Origin of the sequence: Edaphosphingomonas laterariae (assembly GCF_900188165.1) — a bacterium.
Classification (GTDB): domain Bacteria; phylum Pseudomonadota; class Alphaproteobacteria; order Sphingomonadales; family Sphingomonadaceae; genus Sphingomonas_E; species Sphingomonas_E laterariae.
The window spans coordinates 39144-55104 of record NZ_FZOS01000006.1 but is presented as its reverse complement, the minus strand read 5'-3'; the positions used below and the strand labels follow the sequence as shown (position 1 = coordinate 55104).

The 15961-nt window shown below is 65.1% G+C and carries 13 protein-coding genes; 2 read left to right on the top strand and 11 right to left on the bottom strand.

The features are described 5' to 3' along the window. Positions 1 to 17: 17 nt before the first annotated feature. Complete coding sequence (locus CHB74_RS07425; protein WP_089218996.1) at positions 18 to 941, top strand: LysR family transcriptional regulator; 924 nt, start codon at positions 18 to 20, stop codon at positions 939 to 941. 19 nt (positions 942 to 960) lie between these two features. Here CHB74_RS07425 and CHB74_RS07420 read toward each other — a convergent pair whose 3' ends face one another. From CHB74_RS07420 to CHB74_RS07400, 5 genes are all read right to left on the bottom strand, one after another. Next, the gene (locus CHB74_RS07420) at positions 961 to 2418 is read right to left on the bottom strand and encodes a sodium:solute symporter family protein (RefSeq protein WP_179220749.1); all 1458 of its coding nucleotides are present in this window, start codon (positions 2416 to 2418) and stop codon (positions 961 to 963) included. Then, positions 2415 to 2678 carry a DUF3311 domain-containing protein gene (locus CHB74_RS07415; protein WP_089218995.1) on the bottom strand — a complete coding sequence of 88 codons (264 nt, stop codon included), beginning with the start codon at positions 2676 to 2678 and terminating at the stop codon, positions 2415 to 2417. Before CHB74_RS07415 ends, CHB74_RS07420 begins: the two co-directional genes overlap by 4 nt. Then, positions 2675 to 4144 carry an indolepyruvate oxidoreductase subunit beta family protein gene (locus tag CHB74_RS07410; protein WP_089218994.1) on the bottom strand — a complete coding sequence of 490 codons (1470 nt, stop codon included), beginning with the start codon at positions 4142 to 4144 and terminating at the stop codon, positions 2675 to 2677. Before CHB74_RS07410 ends, CHB74_RS07415 begins: the two co-directional genes overlap by 4 nt. 145 nt (positions 4145 to 4289) lie before the next feature. Continuing rightward, positions 4290 to 6413, bottom strand: coding sequence for a ferredoxin family protein (locus CHB74_RS07405; protein ID WP_089218993.1), 2124 nt, complete (start codon positions 6411 to 6413; stop codon positions 4290 to 4292). Positions 6414 to 6551: 138 nt separating this feature from the next. Beyond that, a complete protein-coding gene (locus tag CHB74_RS07400) occupies positions 6552 to 7340 on the bottom strand; it encodes a cyclase family protein (protein ID WP_089218992.1) in 789 nt (262 codons plus the stop codon). Between the two features lie 99 nt (positions 7341 to 7439). Between CHB74_RS07400 and CHB74_RS07395 the strand changes: the two genes are divergently transcribed. After that, the gene (locus tag CHB74_RS07395) at positions 7440 to 7928 is read left to right on the top strand and encodes a MarR family winged helix-turn-helix transcriptional regulator (RefSeq protein WP_089218991.1); all 489 of its coding nucleotides are present in this window, start codon (positions 7440 to 7442) and stop codon (positions 7926 to 7928) included. Here the strand turns inward: CHB74_RS07395 and CHB74_RS07390 are convergent. The 6 genes from CHB74_RS07390 to CHB74_RS07365 all read right to left on the bottom strand — a co-directional run bounded on the left by CHB74_RS07390 (position 7915) and on the right by CHB74_RS07365 (position 15923). Continuing rightward, positions 7915 to 9729 (bottom strand): DUF885 domain-containing protein, encoded by a 1815-nt coding sequence (locus tag CHB74_RS07390; protein WP_245842722.1) that lies wholly within the window; start codon positions 9727 to 9729, stop codon positions 7915 to 7917. The genes CHB74_RS07395 and CHB74_RS07390 overlap by 14 nt on opposite strands. Before the next feature lie 101 nt (positions 9730 to 9830). Continuing rightward, entirely contained in the window at positions 9831 to 12092 is a 2262-nt protein-coding gene (locus CHB74_RS07385) for a TonB-dependent receptor (RefSeq protein WP_179220748.1), read from the bottom strand. 101 nt (positions 12093 to 12193) lie between these two features. Next, a complete protein-coding gene (locus CHB74_RS07380) occupies positions 12194 to 12679 on the bottom strand; it encodes a hypothetical protein (protein ID WP_089218988.1) in 486 nt (161 codons plus the stop codon). A 180-nt stretch (positions 12680 to 12859) separates the two neighbouring features. Then, entirely contained in the window at positions 12860 to 13273 is a 414-nt protein-coding gene (locus CHB74_RS07375) for a VOC family protein (RefSeq protein ID WP_089218987.1), read from the bottom strand. Positions 13274 to 13368: 95 nt separating this feature from the next. Then, on the bottom strand, positions 13369 to 14646 hold the full coding sequence (locus tag CHB74_RS07370) for an amidohydrolase family protein (RefSeq protein WP_144033744.1): 1278 nt from the start codon (positions 14644 to 14646) through the stop codon (positions 13369 to 13371). Further along, positions 14643 to 15923 (bottom strand): amidohydrolase family protein, encoded by a 1281-nt coding sequence (locus CHB74_RS07365; RefSeq protein WP_089218986.1) that lies wholly within the window; start codon positions 15921 to 15923, stop codon positions 14643 to 14645. The genes CHB74_RS07370 and CHB74_RS07365 overlap by 4 nt, the downstream gene beginning before the upstream one ends. Positions 15924 to 15961 lie beyond the last annotated feature (38 nt).

Genomic DNA, 15961 nt, shown 5'->3' with positions numbered 1-15961 from the left:
ATCGGGGGTCACGCACGATGTGGGATAATGCTCTGAATTATTTCTACGAAGCCGCCAATCTCGGGTCCATGCGGCTCGCCAGCGACAAGATTGGGGTCGCGGTTTCGTCGATCAGCCGCCAGATCGCCCAGCTCGAAGCGGAAATGGGAATCGCGTTGATCGAACGTGGCCGCCGTTCGATTCGGCTTACCGAGGCCGGCCGCCTTGCCTTCGAATATCACCGCAACCAGCTCGCCGATCGCGAAGCACTGATGAATCAGCTGCGCGAACTGCGCGAGGTGAAGACCGGGCGGATCGACCTCGCCGTTGGCGAAGGTTTTCTCGGCGCCGCCTTCACCGACATCATCGATGGCTTCCAGCGGCGCAATCCCGGCATCGCGATCACCGTTTCCAGCGGCACGACCAGCGAACTGGTTCGCATGGTGCTGGACGATGAAGCGCATATCGGGATGATCTTCAACACCACCAACGAACCCAAGATCCGCACCCGCGCCACCGTGGGGCAGCCGCTGATGGTGCTCTGCGCGCCGCGTCATCCGGCGGCCGCGCTGCCGTCGCTCACCATCGCCGATCTTGCGCGCTTCGATCTTTGCCTGCCGCCCAAGGGCTTTCGCATCCGCACGATCCTCAACGATGCCGAAAAGCGGGCGCAGACCTGGCTGGAACCGCGGCTCGTCACCAGTTCGCTGCAGATGATGCGCGATGCCGCGCGCGCCGGCCGCGCCGTCACCGTGCTGCCGCGCATCTCGGCGCTGACCGAGATCGAGGAGGGGACGTTGGTTGCCCGCCCGTTGCTCGATGCGGAGCTGGAACATAGCACCGTCAGCCTCGTCCACCGGCTCGGTCGCCAGCTCGATGGCGCCCCGGCCCGGCTGCTCGGCCTGCTCGAAGCCAAACTCAAGACCTGGTCGGAAGCCGATCGTCAGGCCGTCGCGGCCTGACGGATCGGGCGCCGAAGGTTCAGGCTGTCGCGGCGGCCGGCAACGGCCGCCGCGCCGGCAGCAGCAGGCAGGCAAGGATCGTCACCGCCGCGTCCACGCCCATGGCGATCAGGCCATGATCCCATTGCGGCAGGATGTGGTTCCACAAGGCTTGCGCCTGCGGCAGCAGCAGCGCGATATAGCCGGCGACGATCCCGATGAACACGCCCGTCGCATGGGCGCGCGGCCACAGGAAGGCCAGGAACACGCCCGGCGCCAGCATGCCGATCGCGGCATAAGCGGATAGCCCGATTTCGACGAGCGACTTCGATCCGCCCAGCGTCAGCCACACCGCCACGCCCGCGAACGCCACCATCGACAGGCGCGAGACGAGCAGCGTCTGCCGTTCGCTGATGTCGGGCTTCAGCGGCCGTACGACATTGCGGCTGAAGATCGACCCGGCGGTCAGCAGCAGCACCGATCCCGGCACCAGCGCCAGCAGGCAGGCGGTGCCGGCTAACAGCCCGACCGCCCAGGCGGGGTAGCTGTCCGACACGAACTGCAGCAGCACGGCATTGGTATCGCCACCTTCTGGCCGGGTGCCGGCGAGCAGCGCCGCGAAGCCCATCAGGATGATGAAGAAATAGGATAGCGAATAAAGCGGCTGCCAGATCGCGTTGCGGCGGATCGTGGCCTTGCTGCCGGCCGAAAAGCAGAGCTGGAACATGTGCGGCAGGATCCAGTTGCCCAGCGCCACGTTCAGCGCCGACGTCATCAGCCAGGTCGAGCTCAGCCCCGCATCGGGCACCAGCCCGGGGAATTTGCCGATGCCGGGATGGGTATCCTGCGCCAGCCGATAGACGTCGAGCATCGATCCCGCGCCGACCTTGCTGGCGACGGTGGCGCACAGGCCGATCACGATCAGCACCATCAGTACGTCCTTGACGCCGGCGGCGAAGGCGGCGGAACGCAGGCCGGCGACATAGACGAAGGCGAGCATCACGGACGCGGCGATCAGCGCGGCGGTCAGCGGCGCCACGTCCGGCCCCAGCGTCATCCGCACGATCAGGCTGAGCGCCACGATCTGGATTTGCACATAGACGACGAGCGCGCAGATGCCGGATACGCCGACCACCACGCCCAGCCACGTCGCCTTGTAATGCGTCGCGAAGAAATCGGCCTGGGTGACGAGATCATAGCGCCGCCCCGCCTCCCAGATGCGCGGCATCAGCCAATAGCCCAGCGTCGCCGAAAGCGAGACCGAGCAGAAAGCCAGATAGGCCGGCGCGCCATAGGCCCAGGCGAAGCCCGAAATGCCGAGCACCGCGAAGGTGGTGTAGATTTCGCCGGCGTTCAGGAACCAGAAGATCAGCACGCCGAACTTGCGCCCGCCGACGGCCCATTCGGCCATCGTCTTGGCGCGCGCCTGCCGCTGGCCATAGAGCATGGCGCCGGCCATCGTGCCGAGCACGACCGCTAGGGTGAGGGCGAGGATCAATGCAGGTCGCCGCGGGCGGTGGCGGCCACGTCCTCCTGCTCAGGGCCTTCCTGCGCCTGATCGATCTTGAACAGGATGGCGAGGATGATCGAGGTGAGGATGATCCCCGCCATCTGCCACACCATCGGGAAGGGCAGCGAAAAGGGGCGCCAGGCGACATCGTTGACGAAGGGCAGCATGCCCACCTGCCATAAGAAGGGAATCAGCAGCAGCCAGCGATGCGCATAACTGCGCCGGCCCGCGTCCTTGTCGTCATTCATGCGGAAGCCCTTTGCGTACCCGTTGTCGCCAGCTCTGCGGCCAGCTTCTGTCCCTTATCGTCGGCAAGCGCGGCCGCGCGCAACCGCGCCAGTCCGCCGGCATCGACAATATCCACCGCCGCCATCACCGTGGCGAAATTGGCCAGTCCGCGCTCGAACGTATCGCCATAACCCTTCACCAGCCCCTGCGCGCGCGCCACTTCGGTCGCCAGCGCCGTATCGCGCGCCGCCGTTTCGCGGATCGCGGCCAGCCAGCCTTCGATCCGCTCCTGCTCCTCATGGTAACGCAGGCTCGATCGGCGAAAACGCCGCAGCCCCGCCAGCAGGCGCAGCATCAGGAACCAGCGCAGGCTGGTCGTTTCGACATGCCGGCCCTTGCGGAACAGCGGTTCCAGCATCCGCGCAAGGCGCGGGCTTTCCCAGATCCACCGGCCGATCCCGGCGGGCAGCGTTTCGCAAATCTCGCGCAGGCGCGGGTGCATGAACTCGGTCACGCCCAGAATCTGGTCGTCCTTCGCGCGCACTTCCTTGCGCACCCGATCGAACCGGCTGGCGCGCACCTTCAGGTCGGCCACGCGCACCGTGTCCTCATAGCTCATCCACAGCGCCAGATGCCGCGCCGTTTCGGCCGCCAGCTCCGCATCGCCGATCGCGGCGATCGGCGCCAGCCGGTCGAGATAGAGATCGGCATAGGCTGCGTCCTGATAGTCCATCAGCCGGGCCACGCCGTGCAGCGCATTGGCATGGGCGGCGATGGGCAGGGTGCCGACGCGATGGGCAAGCGCGCGGCCCGCCGTGCTGGTCGGCACCGGCGCGTCGGCCGTCGCCACCGGCGGCAGCACGATCTTGCCCGCGCCCGCCGCCTGGAAACCGGCCTCGAAGCCGCGCAGATTGGCCTCCACCGCGATCTTGCTGGCGCGGATCGCATCCTCGAACGCCGCGCGCGGGAAGGGCAGGGCGCCGCTGCCCGCCAGCGCGCCGAACATGATCGAACTGATCACGCTGCCCGAAGCCTCGGTCACGGCATCCATGTCGAAGCCGATGAAGCGCCGGGCACGTTCCTGGCACGCGGCGGCGATCCGCTCGCTCGACGCGCGGCCGTCGCCCATGGCGGACTTTTCGGACACGGCGTAGATGCGGTGCGTCGATCCGATCAGCGTGGTGCGGTCCTTGGTGACGAACCCGCGCAGGATCGCGCGGCCCGCCTCCATCAGTTCGGATGCGATCACGATGTCGACGTCGCCCGGCACCGGCATCAGCGCCAGCACCGGATCGGTAGCCACCGCTTCGGGCACCATCTCGACATAATAGACGGTCGACCCGGTTCGCTGCGCGACGCCGGGAACCGACGTGCCCTGCGCGCGCCAGTCCTGATGCTTGGCGAGGTCGAGAATCCAGTCGGCCAGCACGCCGCCGCCCTGTCCGCCGAGTGCGAGGATGGCGAGGGTGATGCGTTCGCGGCTCATGCGGCCACTCCCTTCGCCACAAGCTTCTCGTCATCCCGGCGAAGGCGGGGATCCATAACCCATGCGCTTTCGATAGAGTCGCAACGTTCGCCAATATGGCTTCCCGCCTTCGCGGGAATGACGGTCGAGGGGGAGAAGCCAACCATCAAAATGCCCTCGCCGCGCGCGCCACATCCATGCGGCGCTGCATCCAGCCGATCAGCGCGCCGCGCACGCGATCCTTGAACCTGTCCCACCCGCTCGGATTGCTGACGATGCTCGCGCGGTAGAAGCTCGGGCACAGCACGGCGGCATGGCTCGCCTCGCCGCACAGGCCGCAGCCGACGCAGCTATTGTCGACATGCGCGATGGGATCGCGGCGCAGCGGATCGGGATTGGGCTTGATCGTCAGCGACGGGCAGCCCGAAAGGCGGATGCAGCTATGGTCGCCGGTGCAGGTGTCGGGGTCGACGCCGAAACGCTCGCGCACCACGCGCTTGCCCTCCTTCATCGCCCTGGCCTTGATCGGCTTTTCGCGCCGCTGGCGGTTCAGCATGCATTCCGACGATGCGACGATGACCTTCGGGCCCTTGGTCTCGGTCGTCAGCGCTTCCTTCAGCGTGTCGCGCATCCGCTCGATGTCATAGGTGCGGTCGATCGTCCGCACCCAATCGGCACCTACGCCGCGCACCGCGCGCTCGATCGGGTGGTTGGTCGTCCGCACCGGATTGGTCGCGCGCGATGAAAGAATGTCCTGCCCGCCGGTGGCCGCCGAATAGCCGTTGTCGACGATCAGCGTAACGGTGTCGTCCTTGTTGAACACGGCATTGCCGATGCCGGACGTCAGGCCGTTATGCCAGAAACCGCCATCGCCCATGATTGCGATGGCGCGCTTGCCCTCCGGTCGGAACGCGGATGCGCCGGCCGGCCCAAGGCCATAGCCCATTGTCGTGTTGCCGATGTTGAAGGGCGGCAGGATCGAAAACAGGTGGCAGCCGATGTCGGCAGACACATGGCTCGGCCCCAGTTCGCGCTCGACCAGCTTCATCGCGGTGAAGATCGGCCGTTCGGGGCAGCCCGTGCAGAAACCGGCGGGGCGCTGCGGGATTTCGCTGGGTGTCACGTTCGGGGTGGGGAGCGCAGCTTCGGGCGGGGCGATGTCCGGCGCCCATGCGCGCAGGAACTTCGCCACCCCGTCGCGCAGCACCGCGCCCGAATATTCGCCGGCACGCGGCAGCACGTCCTTGCCGATGATCCGGGTCTGCAGGTCGGCCTTGCGCAGCATCGTGTTCAGCTCATGCTCGATGAACTCGGGCTGGCCTTCCTCGACGATCAGCACGGCCGATTTGCCACGGCAGAAAGCGGTCACTTCCTCCGGCACCAGCGGGTAGGTGACGTTCAGGCAATAGATCGGAACCTGCGCATTGCCCTCGGCGTCGGACAGGCCGATCAGTTCCAGCGCGCGGTTCAGCGTATTGAACAGTCCGCCCTGCACGATGATGCCCACGTCGCCCGCGGCCGGGCCGAAGCGTTCGTTGAGCCGCCGGTCGCGGACGAAGTTCACCGCCGCCGGCCAGCGTTTCTCGATCTTCTCCACCTCGTGCAGGAAATTGGCGGGCGGCAGCACGATGCGGTCGGTATCGCGATTGGGGTTGTTGGCGGCGTCGGCCACGGTCATCGCCGGGCGCACATTGTCCTTGGCGGTGAACTTGCCGGTGACGTGGCAGGCGCGCACGCGCAATTCCAGCATCACCGGCGTGTTCGATGCTTCCGAAAGCTCGAAGCCCTTTTCCACCATGTCGACGATGCTGGTGAGGTTAGGGCGCGGATCGAGCAGCCACATCTGCGATTTCATCGCAAACGCATGCGTCCGTTCCTGCATGATCGAGGAACCTTCGCCATAATCTTCGCCGACGATCACCAGCGCGCCACCGGTGACGCCGCCCGACGCGACGTTGGACAGCGCATCGGACGCCACGTTGGTGCCGACCACCGATTTCCACGCCACCGCGCCGCGCAGCGGGTAATTCACCGATGCCGCCAGCATCGCCGCCGCCGTCGCCTCACTCGCGCTCGTTTCGAAATGGACGCCGAGTTCCTTCAGCAGCGGATCGGCATCGGCGAACACGTCCATCAAATGGCTGATCGGCGATCCCTGATAACCGCCCACATAGGCGACGCCGGCCTGCAACAGCCCCTTGGTGACGGCCAGGATGCCTTCACCCTCGAACGTGCCGCCGTCGCCGATGCGCAGCTTCTCGACTTCCTTCTTGAACGAACGCTCAGCCATGGCGTGTCACCATTTCCCCCAATCCGTTTGTGGCGAGCGACGTCGAGACACCCCTTCGAGCGTAGTCGAGAAGCCCTCGTCTGCGCTCGGGCGATCTATCGATTTCGCTCGGGATGAACGGAGAGAGAGGATTCATCATCAACCCGCCACCAGCGCGAGGACGCGCAACGGGCTGCCCGAACCGCCCTTGATCTTGAGCGGCGCGGCCACGATCACGGCGCCCGTGGCCGGAAGCTGATCCAGATTTTCCAGGCATTGCAGGCCATAACGGCCGGCCGCGTGGAACAGGGTGTGCGCGGGGTAGGGCGGGTTGAGCAGGTGCGCCTGTCCGGCATCGGTGCCGATCGTTTCGACGCCAAGGCCATGGGCGGCGCGCTCGTCGACCAGGAACTGCACGGCCTCGGTCGACGGGCCGGGCGTGTGGGCGCCATCTTCGCGGCGGTTGGTGTAATCGTCCACCGAACGCTTCGACCAGTCGGTGCGCAGCAGGATCCAGTGGCGCGGCGGGATACGGCCATGCTCCGCTTCCCACGCCTCGATATCGGCCACGGTCAGCAAATAATCGGGATCGGCGGCGCATTTGGCGGAAATGTCGATCACGACGGCCGGCGCCACGAAATCGGCCGGCGCCACGGTGTCCACCGCATTGTTGGGCAAATCCTTGCCCGTCACCCAATGCACCGGCGCGTCGAAATGCGTGCCGGTATGCTCGCTCACCGTGAAGTTGTTCCAGTACCAGGCGACGCCGCGCTCGTCATAGCGGCTGATCTCTTCCACCACGAACGGGCTGCACTGGCCGAACTCCGGCGGCAGCACCAAAGTGGGCGTGTCGGGCGACAGGGTCTGGGTCAGGTCGATCGTGCGGATCGCGCCGTTCGCGATCGCCTGCGTGAAATCCCCTAATGTCTGGCTGGCATTGCTGGCCATTGCGCGCTCTCCGGCTGTTTATGCAGGCCAGAATGTCATATTCACTTGCATATGCAACCATTATATCGTTGCCTGGCCAGCAATGAATTGAGGGGTAATATGGCGGCAAATGACATCGACAACCGCAAGCTGGGCGATCCCGGAACGGGCGCCTTCCAGCTCGACAAATATCCCTTCTACCTGCTCAATCGCGCGGTCAGCCGCTATAACGGCCTGATCGATTCCCGGCTGCGCACCATCGGCCTGGAAGTGCCGGCGTGGCGGGTGCTGATGATCCTCGGCGAAGGTTCGCCCCGCAGCATCGGCCGCATCGCGGATGCCGCCGTGATCAACCTGTCGACGATGATGCGGATCATCGAACGCATGGGGAAGGCGGGGCTCGTCACCACCGCCCCCAATGCCGAGGATGCGCGCGTCACCGATGTGTTCCTGGCACCGGCCGGGGAGGAAATGCTCGCCCAGGCCCGCACCATCACCGCGCCCGTTTATGCGGAGCTGATCCGCGGCTTTTCCGCCCGCGATTTCGATCGCCTGGTCGGCCTGATCGGCCGGCTCCAGGACAATCTTGACGGGATCAGCGCGAAGTAGCGGCCCAGCCGGCCACCGCCTTTTCCAGAACGGCCAGCGGCACCGGGCCCGATTCCAGCACGAGATCGTGGAACTTGCGGACGTCGAACGCGCCGCCCATCGCCTTGCGCGCGGCCTCGCGCGCGGCGACGATGCGGTTGGCGCCAACCTTGAAGCTGCACGCTTGCCCCGGATAGACGGCGTAGCGCGTCACTTCGCGTTCGGTTGCCAGCGGCTGTTCGCCGGCATTTTCGACCATCCACTTCACCGCCTGATCCTTGGTCCAGCGTTCATGGTGGATGCCGGTGTCGACCACGATCCGCGCCGCGCGGAACAGTTCGGACTGGAGATAGCCGATCCGGCCGAACGGATTATTTTCGAACAGGCCCAGTTCGTCCGCGACCTGCTGGGCATAGAGCGCCCAGCCTTCGGTGTAGGCGGAAAAGCGCACCATCCGGCGGAACAGCGGCAATTCGGGCGCATGGGCGAGGACGCTGTACTGGAAATGGTGGCCCGGCACGCCTTCATGGTGGGTCAGCGTCGGCAGCCGCCATGTCGCATGCTCGGCCGGGTTCTTCAGGTTGAGCGAATAGACGCCCGGCTCGCCCGGCGCGCCTTCCGAATAAAAGGCACCCGGCGCGCCCGCCTCGATCGCCGGCGGAATGCGGCGGACGACGATGGGGTTGACCGAAACATTGCCGAACGCCTGCGGCAGCCGGGCAATGACGTCCTTGAGCGAGGATTCGGCGAGCGCCAGCAGCTTGGCGCGGCCGGCATCGTCATCCGAAACCTGGAAGCGCGGATCCTTGTTGAGCGCGGCGATCCGCTGGCCGACGCTGCCCTGGCTCATGCCTTGGGCTTTCAGCAGCGTGTCGATCTCGGCGATCAGTTCCTGGCACTGGGCAAGGCCCACCTTGTGCAGTTCGCCGGGCGCGATGTCGGCCGTGGTGTTCGATCGCACCGAGGCGGCATAATAAGCATCGCCATCGGGCAGGCGCCACACGCCGGCGGTGTCGACGGCCTTGGGCGCCACGGCTTCGAGCGCGGCGATCTGGCGGGAGAGGGCCGGCGCGATCCGATCGCGGAAGATCGCTTCGGCGCGCGCGCCATAATCGCCAAGCCCCTTGGCCGCGATCTTCTTCAGCGCCGGCGCGATCAGGGCGGATTGCAGCGGCGCGCCATCGCGCAGGCCCTTGATCTGGGCGATCGTCTTCTGGATCACGAAGGCGGGTGGAACCACGCCGATGCCGGCATCGTGGCGGATACGATCGCTTTCCTGATCGAGCGCGGTGGCAAGTGCGGCGAGACGGGCGAGCCACGCATCGGCATCGGCCCGCGTTTCGATCGGATGGCGGGAACCGATGAAATCGGGCAGCCAGTAATATGCGCCGTTCATCTGGCTGACGACATAGGGGCTGGGCCGAAGATTGCCGTCGACATAGCCATAGCGGCCAAGCAGATCGGTGAGCGTTTCATAGACGAAACTGGCGACGTCATAATCGAGCGCGGCCCGCTGGCCGAGGGCGGCGCGATTGATGCGCTTCAGATCGGCCAGCGCCTGCGCGATCGCGGCGCGATCCCCGGCGCGGGCGGCGAGCGAGCGATCGTCGAGCAGCGCGCGCAGCCCGGCATTGGCGCCGACATCATAATTGTTGCTGGTCGCTTCTTCGGGCGACCGGTGGAGATAGGCATCGGCATGGCGCTGGAGCAGCGCTTCCAGCGCGGCATCGGCCGAACTTTGCGCGAAAGCGGCGCGCGGGCCGGCCAGGCCCAGCAATGCCCCGGCCGCCGTGGCCTCCAGAAAGCGACGACGGTCGATCATGATATTCTCCGGCATGTCAGGTGATGCGCCATGTTGGTAGGGCGCGGGAAGCATAAGGCAAGGGCGGCCCCCGAAAGGGAGCCGCCCCCACAAGGGACCTGTCAGAACTTGTAGCCGACGTTCACGCCGATGCGGCGATAGGACGGTTCAACCTGCACGCCCGAATAGAACGCCTTGTCATAGGCGTTGGCGTAGTATTTTTCCTTGAACAGGTTCTCGACATAGAAAGTGACGTTGTACACGTCGGTTTCGACGCCAAGACGTGCGTTCACATTGTTGTAGCTGGGCGCCCAGAAGGGCGAGTCCGTGTAGAGATAGCCGAAGGCGTGGGACAGCGTGCGGCTGCGATAGTTCCACTCCAGGCGGCCGAAGCCTTCCAGCGTATCGGTGATCGGCTGGGTGTACTGGGTCTGCGCGCCCAGCGTCCACTTCGGCGCGTTGACCAGCGTCTGGCCCGAAATATCCATCACCGTGCCGTTGATCAGCGCGTTCGGATAGTCCTTGAACTTCGACTTGTTGTAGCCGACCTGGCCCGAAAGCGTCCATTCCGGCGTGATCTTCGCGTCGAAGCTGCCTTCGATGCCGTAGCTTTCGGCGGCCGCCGCGTTGGCGATGCCGCTGATGCTGCGGAACTGGCCGTTGTCGTTGAACTGGAAGTTGATCGTCTGCTGGACGTCCTTCCAATCCATGTAGAAGCCGGTGATGTCGATACGGACGCGGCGATCGAACAGATCGAACTTGGTGCCGAGTTCATAGTTCCACAGCGTTTCCGGCTCGAACTCGTTCTTCAGGAAGGCGCTCGTGCTGGTCTGCGTGCCGCCCGACTTGAAGCCGCGCGACGCCGTCGCGAAGATCATCCAGCTCGGGGTGGCCTGATAGCTGAGCGTGAACTTCGGCGAGACGTCCTCGAAGGATGCCGCACGATCATTGACGCCGGTCACGGCCTCGTTCGAACGGGTTTCCGACAGATTGCTCGTCTTTTCCCACGAATAACGGATGCCCGCCGTGAAGGCCAGGCGATCGGTGAAGTTCAGCGTGCCTTGGCCGAACAGCGCGAAGTAGCGCGTGGTGCTGTCGGAATCGAGGCCGGTCACCTCCAGGCCCTCGCACGGCAGGCCGCCGGGGCAGGCGAAGGTGACCTCGGCGCCGTTATAGGTGCTCTGGTTGGTGAAGCCCGAATCCTTGCCGTAGGCGGTGCCGATGCTCCAATCGAGGAAGTTCTTGCCGTTCGATTGCAGGCGGACTTCACCGCTGGTCGACTTGCGGGTGAGCTTCAGGTCTTCGTAGAAGAAGTCGCGGCTGCCGCCATCGACGTCGCCATAGTTGAACACATCGGCCTTGAGGTGGCCGACGACGGCGGTCAGCGTCGCGAGATCGAGATCCCACTGCAGACGCGACGTCATATAATCATATTTGGTGCCGACCTTCTGGGGCCGGTTGAAGTTCACCTTGTCGTCATTTTCCGGGAAGAAGCCGACGCCGTCCGGATCGCCGACATAGCCGGCCGGCTGGCCGTAATAGGCGCCCGCCCAGGTGCGGGTGACGAAGCCGGTCGGCACGCCGGCGCGCATCCCGACCTTTTCGTTCGAATAATTGTAGAGGAAGTCCCAGGTGATGTTGTCGGTCGGCGTGAAGCGGGCCTGGATGCGGCCGGTGTAGAACTTGCTGTCGTTGCCGCCGCCGATCGGGTTGATATTCTCGATATTGCCGTCGGACTTTTCATACTGGCCCGACGCGCGGACGGCGAGCACGCCGTCGATCACGGGCACGTTCAGAGCACCCTGCACGCGCTTGGTGTCGAAGCTCGAATAATCGAGCTCGATTTCACCCTCGAACTCGTTGACCGGCTTCTTGGTGCTGACGTTGATCGCGCCACCCACCGAGTTGCGGCCGAAATAGGTGCCCTGCGGCCCGCGCAGGATTTCGATCCGTTCGAGATCGACGATCTGCGGGTTGCTGGTCGCGGCCGAGACGTTGAAGTCGTCGATGTAGAGCGCGTAGGTCGCCTGACGGACGTCCGCATAGGGATTGAGCTGGTTGGAAATGCCGCGGATGGCGAGATCCTTGCGGTCGCGCGAGCCGTTGGACTGGAAGCTGACGTTGGGCGTGAGCGCGAAATAGTCTTCGACGCTCTGCACATTCTGCTTCTTCAGCGTGTCCGAGGTGACGGCCGTGATCGAAATCGGCACGCTCTGGATCGATTCCGCGCGGCGCTGCGCGGTGACGACGATATCGTCCGCGGCGGCAGCACCGGCGGTATCCTGCGCGGCGGCCGGCGTCGCGGCGATGCCCGCGGCCAGTGCGATCAGGGCAGTACGGCCAAAAAAGCGGCCCATGCCTTCATGCGTCTTAACACCCATCATTCTACAAACCCCCATCGCGTGCCGCGTGCCCTGGGCCACGGCATTCAAGTTTTCAAAACCTCTCCTGGACGCGCCCTGCCTGGGGCGTGCCCGTCATGCGTTCATTTCGTCCAGCACTGCGGATCGAGCGGCTCCCTGGCCGGATCGAGCGTGTGGCGGACGAGGGTGATCGACGCGATCTTGCCGTCGCGCATCACCGCATGGCCGGCGGCGAGCGCGCAGCTCACTTGGCCATTCCGGCGCGAGCGGATGACATGATAATTGTAGATCATGCCGTCCTTCTCGAAGACTTCCTTGAACGGAACGACGATTTCGACGTCGGCGCCGCTGGCCTGGATCTTCTGGAAATGCGTCGCCCACTGGTCGACGCCGTTGATGACGGTGCGGCCTTCCAGCGTCAGTGTCGCATCCGGCGTGAAATGCCGGGCGAAGTTTTCAGCCGTGTAGGCGCCGGGCGTCTTGAACGCCTGGTTCCACCAGATGAACATCTTGGAAAGCGGATCGGCGGCCGGCTTTTCAGCCAGTGCCGGCGCTGCCAGGCCAAGCGCGGCAGCAGCGGCGCAGGCAAGCAATGTCAGCTTCTTCATCGTCGACACCCCTTTTGGGTTTCTTTGAACCGGCCGCTTGGGCGGCGTCTCTTGAAGGGGAGTGTCCGTTAGTTGCAGTGTTGTTGCAACGGCATTGCAAAGTCATGATCGTTGCGCACGGCGCAAATTATCGGCGGCGCGTTTGCGGGCTGGGGAGGACCGGAAACGCGCCTGACAGGTTCAGCCTGCTTTTTCGCAGTTGATCATCCAGCGGACGCCGAACTTGTCCACCAGCATGCCGAAGCGGTGCGCCCAGAAGGTCTGCTGGAGCGGCATGGTGACGCTGCCGCCAGCGACGAGCGCGTCGAAGAGACGATTGGCCTCCGCCTCGCCCTGCGGGTGGAGCGAGAGCGAGAATCCGCCCAGCTTTTCCTGATGTTCGGGCGGCGAATCCGAACCCATCAGATCCTGCCCGTCAGACAGCACAAGGTGTGCATGCATGATCTTGCCATGCCAATTGGCCGGCACATGTTCGGCCGCCGGCGTTTCGCCGTGCGTCATCATCATCAGGCTCTTCGCGCCGATCGCCTGTTCATAGAAACGGAAGGCATCGGCGCATTCGCCGTTGAACGAGATATAGGGGGTCAGTTGCATGTCGCTCTCCGGGGTTGATCCGCCTTCAAGACGAAAACGCCGCCGCGGTTCCGACACCGCGACGGCGATTTTTTCATGCCGGCTGGCGAATGCGCTTAGCGCACGGCGTCGTCGCGCACCGTCTTGCCGCCTTTCATCACGAAGCTGATCGAGCGCAGCGCGCGAATGTCCTGCGCCGGATCGGCATCGAGCGCGATGATATCGGCCAGATAGCCGGGCTTGAGATCGCCCACTTCCTTGTCGACGCCGAGCATGCGGGCAGGTTCGATCGTCGCGGCGCGCAGCGCCTGTGCCGATGACATGCCGGCCTCTGCATAGAGTTCGGCCTCGCGCACGGTGGCGGTGGTGCCTTCATTGGGTTCGAAGGGATATTGATCGGACCCCAGCGCGATGTTGACGCCGGCCTTGATCGCCGATTTCAGCGTCTCCCAGTGGACCTTGCCGACCGATGCCTGGCGTTCGAGATACCAGGGCGGCGACCCGATCTTCCTGTAGAATTCCAGCGCGCCTTTCTGGCTGACGACGATGGTCGGCACATACCAGGTGCCCTTGGCCTTCATCTTCTGGAGCAGTTCGGGCGTGAACCAATAGCCATGCTCGAAACAGTCGATGCCCTGTTCGAGCGCATATTCGGACGCTTGCGGCGATCCGGTATGGCCGGTCACCTTCAGGCCGTTGCGGTGGGCGACCTCGATCGCGGTCTTCATTTCCGCATCGGTGAAGGGGGAGGCGGCGATATCGCCATGCGTGTCGGAAATGCCGCCCGATATGCCGAGCTTGATCCATGTCGCGCCGCGCTTCGCCTGTTCGCGCACGCCCTTGGCGAAGGCGGCCGGGCCGTCGACCTCCAGCTTGCCATGGCCGCCGGTGGGGACCAGCGATTCCCCGGCGGTGTGGATGCGCGGGCCATCGAAGGTGCCGCCGTCGATCGCCTTCTTCACCGCGAAATCGATGCCGCCATCCTCGCCCGTCAGGCGGATGGTGGTGACGCCGGACTGGAGCGACTTCTGCGCGTTGTCGAGCATGCGAAGCGCCTTCGCCTCGCGGCTTTCATTATAGAGCCGGCCCGCCCCCGGCAGGTTGAGGCCGAGATGGACGTGCATGTTCATCAGCCCGGGTGCGAGCCATTTGCCGCGCATCTGCACGATTTCGGCATCGGCCGGCACCGGCGTGGTCGCGGCCGGGCCGACCGCGACGATGCGATCGCCGTCGACCAGCAGCACGGCATCGCGGATCGGCGCCTTGCCGGACAGATCGACGACATTGCCGCCGACGAGCGCGGTCACGCGGGCGAAGGCGGTGGCGGGCGCGCAGGCGACGGCCACCGCGCCCAGCGATACCAGCGCGCGCCGGATCAGGGAGGCGCAGCTCACCGCGCGATCTCGGCCGGGTTGGCGTCGTCGCGATAGATGGTGCCGCCCTTCATCACGAATCCGATGGTGCGCAGCGCGGCGATGTCCTGCGTCGGATCGGCATCGACGGCCACGATATCGGCATATTGGCCCACCTTGATGCGGCCGACATCCTTGTCCATGCCCAGCATCTTCGCCGGCTGGATGGTTGCTGCCTGCAGCGCCTGCAGCGGGGTCATGCCGGCCTTCACATAAAGCTCGGCCTCGGCCACGGTGGCGGTGGTGCCGCCATTCGGTTCGAACGGGAACTGATCGGTGCCGAGCGCGATGTTGATGTTCATGCGGATCGCCTTTTGCAGCATGGCCCAATGGTCCTTGCCGGTGGAAGCGACGCGATCGAGATACCAGTCGGGCGAGCCGATCTTCTTGTAGAATTCATAGGCGCCGGGCTGGCTGACCACCGCGGTCGGCACCAGCCACACGCCCTTTGCCTTCATCTGCTTCAGCACCTCGTCGTTGAGATGATAGCCATGTTCGAAGCAGTCGATGCCGAACTTCAGGGCCTGCAGCGCGGCCTCGGTCGATCCGTTATGCGCGGTCACCTTCACGCCGTTGCGGTGCGCGACTTCGATCAGCGTGGAAAGCTCGTCGTCGGTCATCGGTGCGGCGGAGATGCTGCCGTGCGTGTCGGAAATGCCGCCCGAAATAGCGATCTTGATCCAGGTGGCGCCACGCTTGATCTGCGTGCGCGCCGCCTTGGAAAACTCCGCCGCGCCATCCGCTTCTAGGAAGCCGTGGCCGCCCGTCGGCACGATCAGTTCGCCGGCGGACTGGATGCGCGGGCCAACGGCCTCGCCCGCCTTGATCGACCGATCGAGCGCGAAATCGATGCCATGATCCTCATGCGTCAGCCGCACGGTGGTGACGCCCGCCTGCAGCGTCTTGCGGGCATTTTCGGCCATGCGCAGCGCTTCTTCGGCGTCGGTTTCGTTGAGCAGCGCGTTGCCGGTGGCGCTCGGCAGCTTGAGGCCGAGATGGACGTGCATGTTCATCAGGCCGGGGATCAGCCACTTGCCCTTCATCGGCACGATCTTCGCGTCGGCCGGCACGGCGACGGAGGCCGAAGGACCAACCTGGACGATGCGTTCGCCGTCGATCAGCACGGTGGCATCGGTGATCGGCGCGCCGCCGTCGATCGCCACGACATTGCCGCCAACAAGCGCCGTCGTCGCCGCAAAGGCCGGCCCGACAAAGCTGACCGACGCGGCAAGAGCGATGGCAAAACGCGAAATCTTCATGCTGACCCCTCGATATGCTGTAGCGGGCATAGCAACCC